The organism is Burkholderia sp. BCC0097 (assembly GCF_902832985.1).
In the GTDB taxonomy this organism is placed as follows: Bacteria; Pseudomonadota; Gammaproteobacteria; order Burkholderiales; family Burkholderiaceae; genus Burkholderia; species Burkholderia orbicola.
Window position 1 is genome coordinate 292256 of sequence record NZ_CADFDM010000010.1, and the last position, 17213, is coordinate 309468.

13 protein-coding genes and 1 pseudogene are annotated in these 17213 nt (G+C 67.5%); 6 read left to right on the top strand and 8 right to left on the bottom strand.

All coding sequences use genetic code 11. The features are described 5' to 3' along the window. Window positions 1-142: 142 nt before the first annotated feature. The 5 genes from HWX07_RS30290 to HWX07_RS30310 form a co-directional block, all read right to left on the bottom strand. The gene (locus HWX07_RS30290) at window positions 143-754 is read right to left on the bottom strand and encodes an ankyrin repeat domain-containing protein (RefSeq protein WP_175878784.1); all 612 of its coding nucleotides are present in this window, start codon (window positions 752-754) and stop codon (window positions 143-145) included. 79 nt (window positions 755-833) lie between these two features. Continuing rightward, entirely contained in the window at window positions 834-2369 is a 1536-nt protein-coding gene (locus HWX07_RS30295; RefSeq protein ID WP_078041440.1) for a catalase, read from the bottom strand. A 235-nt stretch (window positions 2370-2604) separates the two neighbouring features. Further along, on the bottom strand, window positions 2605-4092 hold the full coding sequence (locus HWX07_RS30300; RefSeq protein WP_175878785.1) for an efflux transporter outer membrane subunit: 1488 nt from the start codon (window positions 4090-4092) through the stop codon (window positions 2605-2607). A gap of 13 nt (window positions 4093-4105) precedes the next feature. After that, window positions 4106-5692, bottom strand: a complete 1587-nt coding sequence (locus HWX07_RS30305; protein ID WP_175878786.1) for an MDR family MFS transporter — start codon at window positions 5690-5692, stop codon at window positions 4106-4108. Next, on the bottom strand, window positions 5685-6809 hold the full coding sequence (locus HWX07_RS30310; protein WP_175878787.1) for an HlyD family secretion protein: 1125 nt from the start codon (window positions 6807-6809) through the stop codon (window positions 5685-5687). Before HWX07_RS30310 ends, HWX07_RS30305 begins: the two co-directional genes overlap by 8 nt. 91 nt (window positions 6810-6900) lie before the next feature. Between HWX07_RS30310 and HWX07_RS30315 the strand changes: the two genes are divergently transcribed. After that, complete coding sequence (locus HWX07_RS30315) at window positions 6901-7737, top strand: CerR family C-terminal domain-containing protein (RefSeq protein WP_175878788.1); 837 nt, start codon at window positions 6901-6903, stop codon at window positions 7735-7737. Between the two features lie 33 nt (window positions 7738-7770). On the opposite strand, the gene HWX07_RS30320 is transcribed toward HWX07_RS30315, so the two are convergent. Together HWX07_RS30320 and HWX07_RS30325 are read right to left on the bottom strand one after the other, a co-directional pair. Continuing rightward, a complete protein-coding gene (locus HWX07_RS30320) occupies window positions 7771-10233 on the bottom strand; it encodes a mechanosensitive ion channel domain-containing protein (protein WP_175878789.1) in 2463 nt (820 codons plus the stop codon). A 270-nt stretch (window positions 10234-10503) separates the two neighbouring features. Continuing rightward, window positions 10504-11463, bottom strand: a complete 960-nt coding sequence (locus tag HWX07_RS30325; RefSeq protein WP_175878790.1) for an LLM class oxidoreductase — start codon at window positions 11461-11463, stop codon at window positions 10504-10506. Window positions 11464-12679: 1216 nt separating this feature from the next. On the opposite strand from HWX07_RS30325, the gene HWX07_RS30330 reads away from it, so the two are divergent. The 4 genes from HWX07_RS30330 (at window position 12680) to HWX07_RS30345 (ending at window position 16281) form a co-directional block, all read left to right on the top strand. After that, window positions 12680-13588 (top strand): NAD-dependent protein deacetylase, encoded by a 909-nt coding sequence (locus tag HWX07_RS30330; protein ID WP_175878791.1) that lies wholly within the window; start codon window positions 12680-12682, stop codon window positions 13586-13588. Further along, window positions 13585-14226 (top strand): DUF938 domain-containing protein, encoded by a 642-nt coding sequence (locus tag HWX07_RS30335; RefSeq protein WP_175878792.1) that lies wholly within the window; start codon window positions 13585-13587, stop codon window positions 14224-14226. The genes HWX07_RS30330 and HWX07_RS30335 overlap by 4 nt, the downstream gene beginning before the upstream one ends. 97 nt (window positions 14227-14323) lie before the next feature. Further along, entirely contained in the window at window positions 14324-15736 is a 1413-nt protein-coding gene (gndA, locus tag HWX07_RS30340) for an NADP-dependent phosphogluconate dehydrogenase (protein WP_006479382.1), read from the top strand. A 200-nt stretch (window positions 15737-15936) separates the two neighbouring features. Then, on the top strand, window positions 15937-16281 hold the full coding sequence (locus tag HWX07_RS30345) for a DUF4148 domain-containing protein (RefSeq protein ID WP_175807825.1): 345 nt from the start codon (window positions 15937-15939) through the stop codon (window positions 16279-16281). Window positions 16282-16390: 109 nt separating this feature from the next. On the opposite strand, the gene HWX07_RS30350 is transcribed toward HWX07_RS30345, so the two are convergent. Continuing rightward, a complete protein-coding gene (locus HWX07_RS30350; RefSeq protein WP_011694691.1) occupies window positions 16391-16711 on the bottom strand; it encodes a hypothetical protein in 321 nt (106 codons plus the stop codon). 89 nt (window positions 16712-16800) lie between these two features. On the opposite strand from HWX07_RS30350, the pseudogene HWX07_RS30355 reads away from it, so the two are divergent. Continuing rightward, a pseudogene (locus HWX07_RS30355) lies at window positions 16801-17213 on the top strand (RNA-guided endonuclease TnpB family protein); the annotation flags it as partial.

The following is a 17213-nucleotide window of genomic DNA, read 5'->3' on the forward strand; positions in this document are numbered from 1 at the left end:
GCACGACGAGGCGGTGCGTCTGCAGCTGGCTGGCCATGACGGGGCCGCTGGGCGCACACGTGCGCGACATGGCGCCGGCATCGCGCGATGGCGACGCGGATCGGATCAGCGAATGGGGCGCGCCATTTGACGCGCAGGCGCGCTACGGTTTGGCGCCGGCATCTCGCAGTGCGTCCGCCGCATACGTGTTGTCGTGCGTCAGCGCGAGTTGAAGCAGCGACTGGCCGCGCCGGTCGACGTGGTTCGGATTCGCGCCGCGCGCGACGAGCAGCGGAATCAGCTCGAAGCGGTTGAACAGCGTCGCGAACCCCAGCGCGGTTTCGCCGGCGCCGTTCGTCTGGTCGATCGGGCAGCGCGTGCCGATCAGGCGTCGCGCGATATCGGGCTCGTTCCTGAAGAGGGCGCCCATCAGCGCGGTGTTGCCGTGCCGATCGCCGGCGCACGCATCGGCGCCGACCGACAACAGGTAGTCGAGCGCCGCGGGCTGGCCGTCGTACGACGCGAGGATCACGGCCGTATAGCCGTGGCTGTCGGTTGCGTCGACCGGATAGCCGGCATCGTGCAACGCGCGCAGGATATCGACGCGGCCGACGCGCGCGGCGTCGAACCAGTCGCCGTCATAGCGGCGCAGCGCGGCAGGGTCGGCCTTGCCGTACGTCGGCTGGTCGGGCAGGTGCGCGCAGCCGGCGAGCGTGGCCAGCGCGAGCCCCGCCACGGCCGCACGGATCGTGCGGGGGAAGCGTTCGGATCGCATGAGGGTGTCCTGATGAAATGGCCGGGCCGACGTGCGCGGCGCGTGTCGCACACGTCGGCAGCGGCCGGAGCCGCGGGGATCAGTTGTCGCTCAGCTTCGCCGCGAGCGATTGCACTTGCTGGACGTTCGCGTGAACGGCCTGCGCGAGACGCGTACCGTAATCGGCGTCGGCCTTGTAGAAGTACGACAGCATCGCGTACTGGTTCTGCGCGTTCTTCACCTGACCGAGGTCGCCGGACAGCGCGGTGACGAGGTCGTCCTTGTCCTGCTGCGACAGGCTACGGTAGTACTCGCCCGCCTGACGGAACGGCAGCTTTTTGCGGATCGCTTCCTGCTGCGTCGTGCCGTTGAGCGCCATGCGGACCGACTTGTACTGCGGATCCTGAGCGAGTTCGTTCAGCGTCGACGGCTCGTAATTCACCTCGCCCTTGCGGTCGCCGGCGTTCATCTTGCCGTCCTGGTTGTTGTTGACGACCGGCACGACCGGACGATTGATCGGCAGATCCATGTAGTTCGCGCCGAGCCGGTACATCTGCGTGTCGGCGTACGCGAACAGGCGATCCTGCAGCATCCGGTCCTCGGACGGCTCGATCCCCGGTACGAGTCGCGACGGCGCGAAGGCCGATTCCTCGGTCGACTGGAAGTAGTTGTCGGGCACGCGATTGAGCGTCATCGTGCCGATCTTGCGTTCAGGCACGCCGGTCCACACCTTCGTATCGTCGAGCGCGTCGAAGTCGAAGCGGTTCAGATCCTTCGGCGTGAGCACCTGCACGTACAGGTCCCACTTCGGGAAATCGCCCTGTTTCAGCGCGCCGTACAGGTCGTTCGTCATCAGGTTCCAGTCGCGGCCGATCGACGCGGGGATTTCTTGCGGGCGCAGGCCGTGCACGCCTTGCTGGCTCTTCCAGTGGAACTTCACGTAGTGCACGTCGCCTTGCGCATTGACGAACTTGAACGCATGCACCGCGAAGCCGTCCATGCGGCGATACGAATCGGGCATGCCCTCGTCCGTGTACAGCCGCGTCAGCATATGGGTCGCTTCGGGCGTGTGCGCGAAGAAGTCGAACGCGAGGTTCGGGTCCTGCACGCCGGTCACGGCGCTCGGCTTGTTCGCGTGCACGAAGTCGGGAAACTTGATGCCGTCGCGAATGAAGAACACCGGCCAGTTGATGCCGACCATGTCCCAGTTGCCCTGCTGCGTATAAAACTTCACCGCGAAGCCGCGCGGGTCGCGCGCCTGCTCGGGCGAGCCGCGATAGCCCATCACGGTGGAAAAGCGCACGAACACCGGCGTGCGGGTGCCCGGCGTGAAGACTTTCGCTTTCGTCAGGTCGGAGATGTCGGCGCTCGGTACGAACTCGCCGAATGCGCCGGTGCCGCGCGCATGCACGACGCGCTCGGGAATGCGTTCGCGATCGAAGCGCTGCAGTTTCTCGATGAGCGCGGAATCCTGCAGCAGCACCGGGCCGGCGGGGCCGGCCGTCTGCGAATTCTGGTTGTCGCCGACGGGCGCGCCGGTGTCACGCGTGAGTTCGGCGGCATACGGAGAGGCGGAGAGTGCCACGCAGATTGCGGCGACTGCGTGCCGCAGCACGCGATGGGAAGATGAGGACATGACGATGGAACTCCTTGATCCGATCGGTGGTGGGGAAGCCGACTGAATTAGAAGAGATCGTCAGACGAATGGCTAATTGATATTCGATATGTTTTCGATAGCCGTGGGGTCGATGCGGCGCGAGCCCGTTCGTTGCGCAAGAAACGAAGCGGGATTGTTGCGCGCGCAATGAGTTATTGCCGGATTGTTTCGACGAGCATGATGCATTGGTCGTACATGATTTACGTCGGCGCGGTCAACCGGCACTCGACTGCCATCCGAGTCCGAGACTCTTCTGCACGGACACATAGTCCTTGATCAGTTCGGCTTGCCCGGCGATCACGTTCTGCTGCGCCGCGAGCGCTTCGCGTTGCGTATCGAGCAGGTCGATCATCGACGCGACGCCCGCGCGATAGCGCTGGTCCATCAGCGCGCGCGAATGAACGGCCGACGTCTGCACCTTCGTCAATGCGACGACGTGCTCGCGTTGATGCCCGTAACGCTGCAACGCGGTGTTGGCATCCTGTAATGCACCGAGCACGGCTTTCTGATAATTCGCCTCCGCTTCATCGCGCGACGCTTCGGCCGCGCGTACCGCGCCACGCGTGCGTCCGAAATCGAGAATGTTCCATTGCAGGTACGGCGCACCGACCCACGTGAAATTCTGCTTGCGGAACAGGTGGCCGGGGTCGGTCGCGCTGAAGCCGAGATCGCCGAGCAGCGTCACCTTCGGGAAATAGTCGGCGATATGCTCGCCGATCTGCGCCTGGCTCGATGCGAGCCGGCGTTCGGCCGCGCGGATGTCGGGGCGTTGCTTGAGCAGCGTGGCCGGATCGCCGATCGCGACGCTGCCGGGCAGCGTCGGCAATGCCGAGTCCGGGGTCGACAGCGCGGCGTCGAGCGCGCCCGGCGCGCGGCCCGTCAGGATCGCGAGCCGGTCGAGCGATTCGGTCACCTGGGCATCCAGCGGGATCAGCGACGCGCGCGTGTTCTCGACCTGCGTCGTCAGTCGCTCGATGTCGGCATCGGCCGCGACGCCGCGTGCGCGGCGCTGCTGCGTGAGTTCGAGCATCTGCTGCTGCAGTTGCGCGGTGCGCTTCGACAACGCAAGTCGTTGCTGCTGATCGCGCAGGTCGACATACGCATTCGCGACTTCGGCCGCGATCGACACCTGCGTGTCGGCGAGATCGGCGTCGACCGCTTCGGCCTGGGCGGATGCGGCTTCGACCGCGCGGCGCGTGCCGCCGAACAGGTCGATTTCCCAGGTCGCGTCGAAGCCCGCCGAATAGAGTTGCAGCGGCCCCGAGCCGCCGAGCGACGGCGACGTGCCGCCCGATTGCTCCGAGCCGTTCGACGGCAGCAGCGAGCCGAGCGCGCTGACGTCCGGCTCGCGCATGCGGACGGCCGCGACGGTGGCCGACGATTTCGGCATCTGCGCGGCGCGCTGTTGCGAGAGCTGCGCGCGTGCCGCGCGCAAGCGCGCCTGCGCCGCGTGCAGATCGGGGTTGTACACGAGCGCGGCAACGATCAGTTCGTCGAGCTGGCGATCGTTCAGCGCGTGCCACCACGCGCTCGGCGCGGGCGCGGCGGTGTCGACGCCGGTGGCCGGCGCACGCACGAAAGTCGGCGCATCCGGCGCGGCGGGCGCGCCGCGGTAGTCGGGGCCGACCGTGCAGCCGGCGAGCAGGCACGCGGTCGCGCACAGCGTGAGCGCGGGGCGGCGGGGCAGGGAGAGGGGTTTCATCGCGTATGACGGGTCAATGGCCGGACGACATCGGTTGCGGGCCGCGCGGCGTTCTCAGCAGCAGCGCGAGCGGCACGCAGGCGAGCAGCGCGAGGCCCAGCAGATAGAAGGTTTCGGAATAGGTCATCACGACGGCCTGGATCTGGATCTGTTGCGCGAACTGGCCGAGCGCGCGCATGTTCGAATACGCGAGATCGCCGGTGTGCGCGAACCAGTTGGCCGCATAGGCCGACAGGCGATCCTGGCCGATCAGCGAGTTCGCGGTCACCGATTCGCGCAGCGCGGCCGTATGGAAGGCCGTGCGCCGGTCGATCACGGTGCCGATGATCGCGAGCCCGATCGAGCCGCCGAGGTTGCGCGCCATGTTGTAGAGCCCGGCCGCATCGCCCGAGTCTTCGCGCGCGACGGCCGCCATCGACGCCTGGTTGAGCGGCATCATCGCGAGCATCTGCGCGAGGCCGCGGATCAGTTGCGACCACACGAAATCGTGGCCCACGCTCTGCGCGGTGAGGCTGATGTCGAGCATGCAGCTCAGGCAGAACAGCAGCAACCCCGTGATCACGAGGATGCGGAAATCGACCTTGCCGAGCAGGCGCGGCAGGATCGGCATCACGAGAAAGGCCGGCAGTCCCGACAACAGCATGATCGCGCCGGCCTGTTCCGCGTTGTAGCCGGCGACGATCGCGAGGAACTGCGGCAGCAGGTAGGACACGCCGTACAGCCCGGCACCGACCGCGGACACGATCACGATCACGCTCGCGTAGCGTGGGTTGCGCATCAGCGACAGCCGCATGATCGGCCGCTTCGCGAAGCGCTGCGACAGCGCGATCAGGACCATCCCGACGAACGACACGACGCTCAGCGTGACGATCATCTGCGATTCGAACCAGCGTTCGCGCTGGCCTTCCTCGAGCACGACGGTCAGCGAGCTCAGGCCGATCGCGAGGCCGAGGATGCCGAGCCAGTCCGCGTTGAAGAACGCGCTCCATTGCGGGCGGTCCGACGGCAGGCCGAACACCAGCAGCGCCATCAGCAGCAGGCATACGGGCAGGTTCAGGAAGAAGCACCAGCTCCAGTTCACATTTTCCGCGAGCCAGCCGCCGAGCACCGGGCCGAACAGCGGCCCGAGCAGCACGATCAGGCCGAACAGCGTCATCCCGACCGGCAACTGCGACAGCGGCAGGCGCGTGCGGATGATCGTCTGCGCGGTCGGGATCAGCGCGCCGCCGGTGAAGCCCTGTCCGATCCGGCCGGCGATCATCATCGGCAGCGAATGCGACCAGCCGCACATCATCGAGAACGCGATGAACAGCGCGGAGTTCGTCAGCAGGAAATTGCGCAGCCCGAACACGCGCGTGAGCCACGCGGCGAGCGGGATCATCACGATTTCCGACATCAGGTAGCCGGTCGAGATCCATGTGCCTTCGGTGCCGGTCGCGCCGATTTCGCCCTGGATCTGCGGCAGCGCGGAATTCGTGATCGAGATGTCGAGCGTCGCCATCAGCGCGCCGAGCGCGCCGGCCGCGACCGCGATCCAGTCGGTCACGCTCGCGCGGCCTTCATGCGGCGGCATGGGTATCGTGGCGGGCGTATCAGCCATGATGCTGCTCGTCGCGGGCCGAGCGCGTATCGACGTCGACCGTCACCGACAGCCCGGGCAGCAACATGCGTTGCGCGCGGGCGTTCGCGGCGAGACGGATGCGCACCGGTACGCGCTGGACGATCTTCGTGAAGTTGCCGGTCGCGTTCTCGGGCGGCAGCAGCGCGAACTGCGCACCGGTGCCGGGCGCGAAGCTGTCGACGACGCCGGACAGCGGGCCGTCCGGCAGCGCATCGACATGCAGCTCGACGGGCTGGCCGATGCGCATGTTGCCGATCTGCGTTTCCTTGAAGTTCGCGACGAGGTAGATCGAGTCGACCGGTACGACGGTCAGCAGGCGCGTGCCGGGCTGCACGTATTGCCCGACGCGCACCGTGCGATCGCCGACGCGGCCTGCGAGCGTGCTGCGCACGATCGTGTTGTCGAGGTCGAGTTGCGCCTGCGCGGCGCTGGCCTGCGCCGCCTCGAGCTGCGCGCGTGCCTGCTGAAGCTGGGCGGTGAACGACGCGATCTGCGTGCGAGCGGCGGCGATCGACGCGTTGTTCGCGGCGAGTGTCGCCGCCGCCTGGTCGCGCGTGCTTTTCAGATCGGCCACGCGTTCGTGCGTTTCGGCGCCGGTCGCCGCGAGCGGCGCATAGCGCGTGTACTCGTCGCTTGCATGCTGCGCGTTGATGCGCGACACCTTCGCCTGCGCGTCGGCCTGTTCGAGATTCGCGCGTTGCTGGCTGATGTCGGCTTCGGCGCGCGCGATATCGGCGCGGCGGGCATCGACGGTCGCCAGCGCTTGCGCGAGCGCCACCTGGTACTGGCGGACGTCGAGCCGCACGAGCGGATCGCCGGCCTTCACGGGCTGGTTGTCGCGTACATAGACGTCGGTCACGTAGCCGGCGACCTTCGGCGCGGCGGTCATGCTGTCCGCCTGCAGATACGCATCGTTGGTGCTTTCGATGAAGCGGCCGACCGTCCACCAGCGGCCGAGCCAGACCGCGCCGCCGACGGCCGCGAGCACGGCGACCACGAGCAGGATGCGCCGCTTCGACCCGCCGTTTCCTTTGCGCGGCATTGCTCCGTTTTCCTGACGATCTGCTTTCTGTGGCGGGTCTTGTGGCGTCGACATGCGGGATCCAATTTATTCCAAGTGGAAGAATTATTCCAGTTGATAAAATTGTGTCAAGTAGAATGTGGATCGATCGAATGACGAGGAAGGCATGAACGAAGCGAAGAAGCTGCGCCGCACGTCGGCGGGCGGCTACGCGCGCGGCGACGAGACGCGCCAGCGGATCATCGAGGCGGCGATCGAACTGTTCGGCGAACGCGGCTTCGCGGGCGCGTCGACGCGCGAGATTGCCGCGATGGCGGGCGTGAACGCGCCGGCGCTCCAGTACTACTTCGAGAACAAGGAAGGCGTGTACCGCGCGTGCGTCGAGACGATCGCCGAGCACGGCTGGCAAGTGTTCGCGCCGGCGGTCGGCCATGCGCGGGCGATGCTCGACGGCCATGCGAGCGTCGATGCGCTGATCGATGCGTTCGTCGGGCTGCTGCGCGCGCTGTCGGACCGGATGTTCACCGCGCCCAAGACGATGAACCAGCGGATGTTCTTCGCGCGCGAGCAGGGCGGCCAGGAGCCGGCGAGCGCGAGCGAAATCCTGATGAAGCGTATGCGCAAGCCGCTGAACGACGTGAGCGCGGAATTGATCGGCCGCATCACGGGGCGGCCGGTCGACGATCCCGTCACGCGGTTGCGCGCGCTGAGCCTGTTCGGGCAGATCACGGTGTTCCACATCGCGCAGCGTTCGGCGCTGCAGTTGCTCGAATGGGAGGCGTTCGAGGGCGAGCGCGCGGCGCTGGTGACCGACACGATTGCCGACCAGACCCGCGTGCTGCTCGAGCAATGGCATGCGCAGCGCGATGCGCATGCCGCCAGCGCGGAATCCGCTGCGAAGCGCGCGCAGGGTGCCGCGTCGAAACGACGTGCGGCGAAGCCGGGGGCGGTACCGCCCGCCGCGAAAAGCACGACGCGCGTGAAGAAGCCTGCCGTGCGTTGAGCGCGGCGGGTCACCGGCCGCGGGCGATCGCGATCAGCCCGGCTTGCGCTCCGCTTCGTCGGGCGATGGCGGCCGGGCTGCCGGTTCGGCGGTATTCCGCGTGTCGGGGCGCGGGTCGTTTTCCTCGCTGCCGACCGGCCGCGATCCGTCCGCATAGGCGACGACGCTGCGCTGCGGATTGGCGATCCGGATTCCGCGTTCGCGGAACGTCTCCGCGATCCGCCGGTTGAATTCGCGCTGCACGCCCCAGCGCGCCGAGTCCGTACATTGCATCTGCCCGGCCAGCGCGAGCGCCGCGCCGTCGACCTGGTCGATACCCCAGTAGCTGAAATCCGACAGGATGCCGTCGTGGTATTTCGGATCGTCGCGCAACGCGGCGCCGATTTCCTTCAGCGTCGCGATCGCGCGGTCGATGTCCTCGCCGTACGCGATGCTCACCTTGACCGCCGCGTTGCCGAGCCCGCGATTCGTGTTGTTGACGGTCGTCACCGAGCTGAACGGGATGGTGTACAGCGACCCGTCGCCGGCGCGCAGCCGCACGGTGCGGATCGACAGGTATTCGACCGTGCCCGACACGCCGGCGAGCGTGACCCAGTCGCCGACCTGCATCGCGTTTTCCATCAGCAGGAAGATCCCGGTGATGAAATCCTGCACGAGCTTCTGCGAGCCGAAACCGAGCGCGACGCCGAAGATGCTGGCGCCGGCCAGCAGCGGGCCGACGTTGACGCCGAGTTCGCTGAGGCCCGTCAGCACGACGACGAGCGCGATCATCACGAACAGCAGCGAGCGCAGCATCGGCAGCAGCGTGCGCAGGCGCGCCGCGCGCACCAGATTGCCTTCGCGCGTCCAGCGCTGCAGCCGGCGCTCGATCGCGATGTTGGCCGCCTCCCACACGACGAGCGCGACGATCGCCGCGATCGCGATCGTCACCAGCGCGGACGCGAGCCGGTGGCCGATCGTGCCCGTCTCGAACGCGCGGAAGATCGGCACGCCCCAGATCTGCAGCAGCAGCACGACGGTCACGACGCCGATCGCTCCCGACACGATCTGGCGCAGCAGCGGGTAGTAGCGGTACGCGTGCAGATGAACGAGCGTGCGGTCGTCGTCGCGGCGCTGGAACAGCCGCGCGAGCGCGCCGAACACGACGATCGACACCATCCGCATCGCGATCATCACGGCGATCGAGCGGCCGCCGAGCGTGATCAGCACGCGATAGCCGTTGTGGACGTCGAGCGCCCACACGAACCACAGTGCCATCACGATGAAGACCGAGACGGGCGCCCATGCGTCCGCGAGCGCGTTGCCGACGACCGTGAAGGCCGGACGATCCGCGCCGGCGGCACGAATCCGTGCCGCGACCGGCCGGCGACACTGCAGGATCAGCACCGAGATCATCACGTGCCCGACGAGGGCGACGGCCTTCAGCAACGCGACATGGCCGGCTTCGCTCAGGCCGAAGTTCGCGGCGATCTCGACGGCCGCCGTGCACGCGCCGACCACGATCACGATTCGCGCGATCGAGCGTTGCACGAAATCAGCCCATGCGTCGCTGATATGCAGCAGCCGCAACTGCCGCGCATCGGGCTGGAAGAACAGCCGGCTGACGATCGTGATGAGCCGGCAGATCACGTAGGTGTCGATCAACGCTTCGAGCGCGGCTTCGATCGGCGTGTCTGCTTCGACGAGCAACGACATCGTCAGGCTCGCGACGCCGACGAATACGAGCAGCGGCACCGCGCGCAGCGCGAGACTGACGAGGGCGCGCGGCATTCGGTGCAGCAGCGTGGTGTGCCGGCGTGCGTGGCCTCGGCTTTGCGACGACGAGAGGGCGGTGTCCGCGGCTGCGGTGTCGGGCGGGGTGGACATATCGGACGGCGGCGGCGCGTGGTCCTCGTCCGATGCGGCGGAATCGGATGCGGTGTGGCGCAACGTGTCGGCGCGGCGCGCGGCCACCGTGGCCAGCGCGCGTCGCAGCAGCCGCTTCGCGAGCCATTCGACGAGGAGCGCAGGCAGCAGTACCGCGACGAGGATGCCGAGCGTGCGAGTGAGATCCGCACGCTGGTCGGCGCTGACGAGCTTGTCGTGCCACCAGCTTCCCACCGAACCGATATCGAGCAGCGAGCGCAGCGATTCCTGCAGCGCGTTGCCGATCTGCGTGGCCCAGCGCGATCCTTGGCGGACCAGCATCGATGCGAGCCCGTTCGACGTGAGCGCGGCCGGCGCCGCGGCAGCCGATGCGCCGCTGGCTGCAGGCGCTGCGCTTGCCGGCACGGCGGGCGCGCTCAACGCGCCGACGGCCGCGATCGCGCGCAGCGTCGTTTCGACCTGCGCACGGTCGCGCGGGTTTTCGAGCACGTTCAGTGCCTGCCGCGCCTCTTGTGGCGTCAGTGCGGGCGCGGCGCCGGAGGCGGCCGACGCGGGAGCCGGAGCGGGAGCGGCCGCGTGGGCGGCCGAGACGACGGCGGCGAGCAGCCAGCCGAGGAGGATATGTCGCATGGAGTGGGCATGCGGGTGCGTCTCGTCACGCGGCCCGCGAGGCTGAATGATGGACGGAAGTTAACATGATTGCGATCGGGACCGAATAGTTCCGTCGCCGGCTATTCGGATCGGGCATGTGCGACGCGACGCAGGCGTCCCGTGTTCCCGATCGTAAGGCCTCTGTAACGCGTGCTTTCCGATGCCGATGGGCGAGGCGTCACCCGGTGAACGTTCATCCGGTCACGATCCACGCTGGCATCACATCATGTGAATTCGGATTCCTATGAATCATGCTGGCTCGTCGTGAAATACCGGCAAGACGTGCGCCGCGATTTCTTCGATGACGTCGCGCCCGGGCCGGTCCGATCCGGGGTTCAGCGTGACATGGTGCGTTCCCGCGGCTCGCATGTCCTGCAGGATATCGACCAACGCGCGGCGCCCGGTTGCATAACCGAGCGGCAGCGCGGTGGCGGGCGTATCCGGATGCGCGGCGAGGTCGAGCCGCATCGATACGCCGAACGCCCGAAATTGCGGCGACGCGAGCCGCTCGACCGCCGCGCGCCACATCGAATAGCGGGCGCGCTGCGTATCCGGATCGCGGTGATAGGTCATCCAGCCGATCGAATGGCGGGCAATCCAGTCGACGCTCTGTCCGCCCGAGCCGACCGCAAGCATCGGCACCGCGTCGCCGTCGCGCGGCAGCAGCGTGAATTCGGGCGCATCGGGCGGCGCCTGGTCGGGCAGCACGCGCGACGGCACGCCGAGCGCGGCCGCGACGACGTCCCAGTGCGCGCGATAGCGGTCGCGCCGGGTTTCCGCGTCGACGCCGAACGCCGCATATTCGGGCGGCCGGTCGCCGGAGCCGAGCCCGAGGATGAAGCGCCCGCCCGACAGCGTCGCGACCGACAGCGCACCTTTCGCGATATGCAGCGGATGGCGCAGCGGCAATACGATCGCGCCGCTGGCGAGCGCGATCCGGCGGGTGCGCGATGCCAGTGCGCCGAGCAGCACCCACGGGTCGAGATGGCCGACCGGGTCCGGATAGTCTGCGCTGTTCAGCGGCACGTCGCGAATCCACAGCGCGCGAAAGCCGAGCGAATCGGCCAGCGCCGCGAGTTCGAGCTGTTCGTCGAAGTCCGCGACGATGTGGCCGGTGCGAAGCAACGGAAGCGTGAGGCCGATCGACAGCCGTCCGTCAGCAAAGACACGCTGCGCGACGTCGGGGCTGGCGGGAACGGTTAGGGGCATGGCGGATCCTTGGAGGCGAGGCAGTGCGCACGTACGGTGTTCCGTGTCCGAATGCTAGCGTGTTTGCGCGATGCCCGAGCGGGACGGCGCCGCGCCCCGCTAAACGACCCGCAGCGTCGTGCCGCGCAACACGAGCCCAGGCGTGACGCCACGCGTCGCGAGGCGCGGTTGTCGCGGTCGGTGCTGTAGGACAACGTGCGTGCGAAGCGACGGCAAGCATGACCACGCGGCGAGGGCGGGTTCCGGTCGGGTGGTGGCGAGCCGCGGAAAAGGGCAAGGGCGGGCGCACGCATCCAGTCGAGGCGCGCCGCCCACTGTGAGGCGATTGTAAGGCGACCGGCGTCCCGCGCAGAGGCGACGCGATGACGCCGGCCGGGGCCGGCGGCGCGTTTCAGTTTCGAAACGTTCGCGCTTTCTGACGGGGCGCGATGGCTGCCCGCGGCCTGGCATGTGCCCGCGAGGCCTTGCGGCATGAAGCATGGTGCGCTCCTTGCATGGTTGTATGGGCCGTGAGCGCGATCGCGGGTGCTGTCGACCCGGCAATCGCTTCAGTGGGTCGGATGTATCGGAGACGGGGACAAGAGAATGAAAAAAGACCGAAACGCAACGCATCGTGTTGCAAACATGAATCGCCGACCTGCCCGGGTATTCGCGTCGCCGTTGATTACGGCGACGTGAGCGAGCGGCTTTCCGTTCCATCCGAGCAATCGGGTTCGTTCTGAACGACGACGTGCAGCCGTGACGCACGAGGCCGAGCCGTGCCGGTCGGCCGTCGGGGATGAACGCGAACGCGGGCGGATGGCCCCGGCCTCGATCCCGGACTCGTCATGCCATGGCGCAACGCACGTCGCCGCGCGGCGAATGCGTTTGCACGCCGCGCATCGTGGCGGCGTGACGAGCCAGCGGCACAGGACCGGGCCGGGACGGCCGGTGACGCGCCGATGTGCGTGGCTGCGAGGAACACGTGGAGTCCGGGGAGCGTCCGTCGATCGCGGCATGACGGACGTCGCAACTTTGTGCTGTCAGTTGATCCACTACCCCGATGGATCAATTGTTGAAGCGCCCGTCGCCGAGCGGCGACGGGCGTCTTTTTGCGTGCGACGGCTTGCCGTGGCGGCGGCCCGCCCGATCGCACGGCGTTCTGTATCATGTGCTGGCGTGCCTGGCCGCCCGTGCGGGCGCACGGCCTGCCGGCGCGACCGATCACGTTGCCAACATGAACGACAAAGCCTTGCCCGATCCCTCTCTCGCGGACGTCGATCCGGCCGCGCTCGATGCGCTGCAGACCTTCGTCGAGCGTCATCCGCGCCTGCTCGTGCTGACCGGCGCGGGCATCAGCACCGATTCCGGCATTCCCGGTTACCGCGACCGCAACGGCCAATGGATGCGCTCGCCGCCGATCCAGCTCCAGGAATTCCTCGGTTCCGATGCCGCGCGGCGCCGCTACTGGGCGCGCAGCATGATCGGCTGGCCGGTCGTCGGCCGCGCGCAGCCGAACGGGTCGCACGTCGCACTGGCACGGCTCGGCGGCGCGGGCCGGATCGAGCGCCTCGTCACGCAGAACGTCGACGGCCTGCATCAGCGCGCGGGCAGCGACGACGTGATCGAACTGCATGGCGGCATCAACGGCGTGACCTGCCTCGAATGCGGCGCGCATCATGCGCGGGCGACGATCCAGACCGTGCTCGAAGCCGACAATCCCGAACTGCTGGGCGCGCAGGCCGAGCCGGCCGCGGACGGCGACGCGCATCTGGAATGGGCCGCGCTCGATACGTTCCGCGTCCCGGCGTGCCCCGCGTGCGGCGGCCTGCTGAAGCCGGCGGTGGTGTTCTTCGGCGAGAACGTGCCGCGCGAGCGCGTGGCGCTGGCGTCGCAGGCGCTCGACGCGGCCGACGCGCTGCTCGTCGTCGGCTCGTCGCTGATGGTGTATTCCGGCTACCGCTTCTGCGTATGGGCGCAGGCGCAACACAAGCCGGTTGCCGCACTCAATCTCGGCCATACGCGCGCCGACCCGATGCTGACGCTGAAGGTCGAGGCGCACTGCGCGCCCGCGCTCGACGCACTCGTGGCGCGGCTGGGGCTGGGGCGCCCCAGCCCCAGCGCCACGACGGAGCATGCATCGTGACCGGCGCCGCTGCTTCGCCCGATCCGTCCGAGCGGCTGTCGGCGCCGGCGGCCGAACGCAATCGCGGGCCGATCCTCGACGTGCTGCGCAGTGTGTTGCCGGCGAGCGGCAGCGTGCTCGAAATCGCGAGCGGCACCGGGCAGCACGTCGTTCACTTCGCGCAAGCGTTGCCAGGCCTGCACTGGCAGCCGAGCGATCCCGATGCGCAGGCGCGGCGTTCGATCGCCGCGTGGGTCGCGCATGCGGGCCTCGCGAACGTCGCCGGGCCGCTGGCGTTCGACGTGCGCGACACGCCGTGGCCGGTCGCGGCGCTCGACGCGATCGTCTGCATCAACATGATCCATATCTCGCCGTGGGCCTGTACGGAAGCGCTGTTCGCGGGTGCGTCGCGCGTGCTGCGGCCGGGCGGCGTGCTGTTCCTGTACGGCCCGTACCGTCGCGAAGGCCGGCATACGGCGTCGTCGAACGAAGCGTTCGACCAGCAGTTGCGCAGCCGTGACCCGTCGTGGGGCGTGCGCGATCTCGAGACCGTGGTCGCGCTCGGGCTCGATCGCGGCCTCGACTGCAGCGAGGTCGTCGAGATGCCGGCGAACAACCTGAGCGTCGTGTTCCGGCGCCTGCCGCACGCGGAGCAATGACACGCAAGCGCGCAGCGCGGCCGGGTTTCCTCTATCCTTTCGCCTGTGCGCGCGGCCCGGCTCGGGTCGCGCCCCGTTTTTTCCGGAGAATTGACTAATGGGCAAACAAGCAATCGGTGTGATCGGGCTCGCGGTGATGGGCCGCAATCTCGCACTCAATATCGAGAGCCGCGGTTACGCGGTGTCGGTGTTCAACCGCAGCCGCGAGAAAACCGACGAACTGATCGCCGAATTCCCCGGCCGCAATCTGGTGCCGACCTATACGCTCGAGGAATTCGTCGCGTCGCTCGAAACGCCGCGCCGGATCCTGATGATGGTGAAGGCCGGGGAAGCGACCGATGCGACGATCGCATCGCTCAAGCCGCTGCTCGAGAAGGGCGACGTGCTGATCGACGGCGGCAACACGCATTTCACCGACACGATCCGCCGCAACCAGGAACTCGCGCAGTCGGGCCTGCATTTCATCGGCACCGGCGTGTCGGGCGGCGAAGAGGGCGCGCTGCGCGGCCCGTCGATCATGCCCGGCGGCCAGCGCGACGCGTACGATCTCGTCGAGCCGATCCTCAAGCAGATCGCCGCGAAGGCGCCGTCGGACGGCGAGCCGTGCGTCGCGTACATGGGCCCGGACGGTGCGGGCCACTACGTGAAGATGGTCCACAACGGCATCGAATACGGCGACATGCAGCTGATCGCCGAGAGCTACTCGGTGCTGAAGGACGTCGCGGGCCTGACCAACGACGAACTGGGCGCGGTGTACACGGAATGGAACCAGGGCGAGCTCGACAGCTACCTGATCGAGATCACGTCGAAGATCTTCGGCAAGAAGGACGAAGAGACCGGCAAGCACCTCGTCGACGTGATCCTCGATCGCGCCGCGCAGAAGGGCACCGGCAAGTGGACGAGCCAGAACGCGCTGGATCTCGGCGTGCCGCTGCCGCTCATCACCGAGTCGGTGTTCGCGCGCGTGCTGTCGTCGCTGAAGACCGAGCGCGTCGCGGCCAGCAAGATCCTGTCGGGCCCGGCCGCCGCGCCGTTCGACGGCGATCGCGCCGCGTTCGTCGAAGCGGTGCGCCGCGCGCTGTACCTGAGCAAGGTGATCTCGTACGCGCAGGGCTTCGCGCAACTGCGCACGGCGTCGGAAGAATACGGCTGGAACCTCGATCTCGGGACGATCGCGAAGATCTTCCGCGCGGGCTGCATCATCCGCGCGCGCTTCCTGCAGAAGATCACCGACGCATATGCGAAGGACCCGGCGCTCGCGAACCTGCTGCTCGACCCGTACTTCAAGGACATCGCCGCGAACTACCAGACGGCGCTGCGCGACGTCGTGGTGGCCGCGGTGAAGGCCGGCGTGCCGGTCCCGGCGTTCGCATCGGCGGTCGCGTACTTCGACAGCTACCGTTCCGAGCGGCTGCCGGCGAACCTCGTGCAGGCGCAGCGCGACTTCTTCGGCGCGCACACGTTCGAGCGCACCGACAAGCCGGGCAGCTTCCACGCGAACTGGTCGTAACCGACTGGGCGAGGCGGCATTGTTGCGAAAATCTATTCTTTGAATAGGGTTTTTCTATCCCGGATGCCGACATTGTTGGCTCCGGGGAAACAGTGTTTTCGTTCTTTCATGGTTTTCCCTAGGTGCTGCCGGGACTAAACTCTGTTCCATCGCTGCAGACATGGTGTGTGCGGCGGAGCAAAAAAATCCCGGAGGTAATCATGAAATCGCTGATCGCAACGTTCGCTGCTGCTGCTGTCCTCGCCGTCCCCGCCGTCTCGTTCGCCCAACAGAACGCGCCCGTCACCCGTGCCCAGGTGAAGGCCGAACTGGTCCAGCTGCAACAGGCCGGCTACAAGCTGGGCAGCGACCGGACCAACTACCCGGAAAGCATCCAGGCTGCTGAAGCCCGCGTGAACCCGCAACAGAACGTCGCTGCTGCCGATACGACCGGCTACGGTGCGCAACCGGCCGCCGGTCAGGAATCGGGCGCCCCGGCTGCGGCCAAGACCGGCTGGCAAGTCAAGCGCGTCTCGGACGGCGCACCGGTCTACAAGGGTCGTTAATGGTACGGCCGCGCTGGCGACCGCATCCGACCCCCTGTAGTACGAAGCCCGTCGTTCCGCTATGCGGAACGACGGGCTTTTTCATTGGCGGCGCGCCATGCGCCGGCGTTCAGTGCAGCGGGCGTCGGCCGCGCCCGATATCGCGGAACAGTGCTTCGGCCGGTTCCAGCACCTGGAGCCACGTTTCGTCGTAACCGCTCAGCGTGTCGAGCGCGTCGCGCAGCCGTTCGATCGCAAGGACCGGCAGCTCGACGCTGTGGCGCGTGGCGCCGGTCAGGTGCGTGACGCTTGCCAGCTGGACGAGCGCGTCGGCCGCTTCGGCGACGTCGGTCGCGAACAACAGGTGCCGGTTGAGCAATTCGACTAGACCGCTGGAACCGGCGAAATCGTCGGCGTCGAGCTGCACGGAGAGAAACGTCGCGTTGTTCATCAGTTGCTCCGAGTAACCCCGTCCTTCAGGACGGGAAGGAAAGGCGTGCTGTTGACAGGCAGCTTCTTCCACGGGTTAGGATCACCTGCATGATCCTTGTCTATCGCTACCGGGTGAAATCGCTCAACGGACTGCTCAACAAGCAGAGCCGTGCGGTGAACTACGTCTGGAACTTCTGTAACGACACGCAGAAGCACGCGCTCAAGTGGGGCAAGAAGTGGCCTACAGGATTCGACCTGAACGTGCTGACGACCGGCAGCAGCAAGGAACTCGGTATTCACTCCGGCACCGTCAACGCGACGTGCGAGCAATACGCGAAGTCGCGCAGTCAGCACCGTCGCCCGTACCTGCGCTATCGCGGCAGGAAATCGCTGGGCTGGGTGCCGCTGAAGGGCCGTGACCTGAAGCGCGAGGGCGAAGCGTTCCGTTTCGCCGGCAACACGTTTCGCGTGTTTAACAGCCGCCCGCTTCCCGAAGGCAAGATCAAGGACGGGACCAACTT

Excerpts from the sequence above, each read along its gene's own strand:
- HWX07_RS30305 (WP_175878786.1), bottom strand. The coding sequence starts at position 5,692 with ATGGCTGATACGCCCGCCACGATACCCATGCCGCCGCATGAAGGCCGC.
- HWX07_RS30345 (WP_175807825.1), top strand. The coding sequence starts at position 15,937 with ATGAAATCGCTGATCGCAACGTTCGCTGCTGCTGCTGTCCTCGCCGTC.
- HWX07_RS30310 (WP_175878787.1), bottom strand. The coding sequence starts at position 6,809 with ATGTCGACGCCACAAGACCCGCCACAGAAAGCAGATCGTCAGGAAAAC.
- HWX07_RS30325 (WP_175878790.1), bottom strand. The coding sequence starts at position 11,463 with ATGCCCCTAACCGTTCCCGCCAGCCCCGACGTCGCGCAGCGTGTCTTT.
- HWX07_RS30350 (WP_011694691.1), bottom strand. The coding sequence starts at position 16,711 with ATGAACAACGCGACGTTTCTCTCCGTGCAGCTCGACGCCGACGATTTC.
- HWX07_RS30330 (WP_175878791.1), top strand. The coding sequence starts at position 12,680 with ATGAACGACAAAGCCTTGCCCGATCCCTCTCTCGCGGACGTCGATCCG.
- gndA (WP_006479382.1), top strand. The coding sequence starts at position 14,324 with ATGGGCAAACAAGCAATCGGTGTGATCGGGCTCGCGGTGATGGGCCGC.
- HWX07_RS30300 (WP_175878785.1), bottom strand. The coding sequence starts at position 4,092 with ATGAAACCCCTCTCCCTGCCCCGCCGCCCCGCGCTCACGCTGTGCGCG.
- HWX07_RS30315 (WP_175878788.1), top strand. The coding sequence starts at position 6,901 with ATGAACGAAGCGAAGAAGCTGCGCCGCACGTCGGCGGGCGGCTACGCG.
- HWX07_RS30295 (WP_078041440.1), bottom strand. The coding sequence starts at position 2,369 with ATGTCCTCATCTTCCCATCGCGTGCTGCGGCACGCAGTCGCCGCAATC.
- HWX07_RS30290 (WP_175878784.1), bottom strand. The coding sequence starts at position 754 with ATGCGATCCGAACGCTTCCCCCGCACGATCCGTGCGGCCGTGGCGGGG.
- HWX07_RS30320 (WP_175878789.1), bottom strand. The coding sequence starts at position 10,233 with ATGCGACATATCCTCCTCGGCTGGCTGCTCGCCGCCGTCGTCTCGGCC.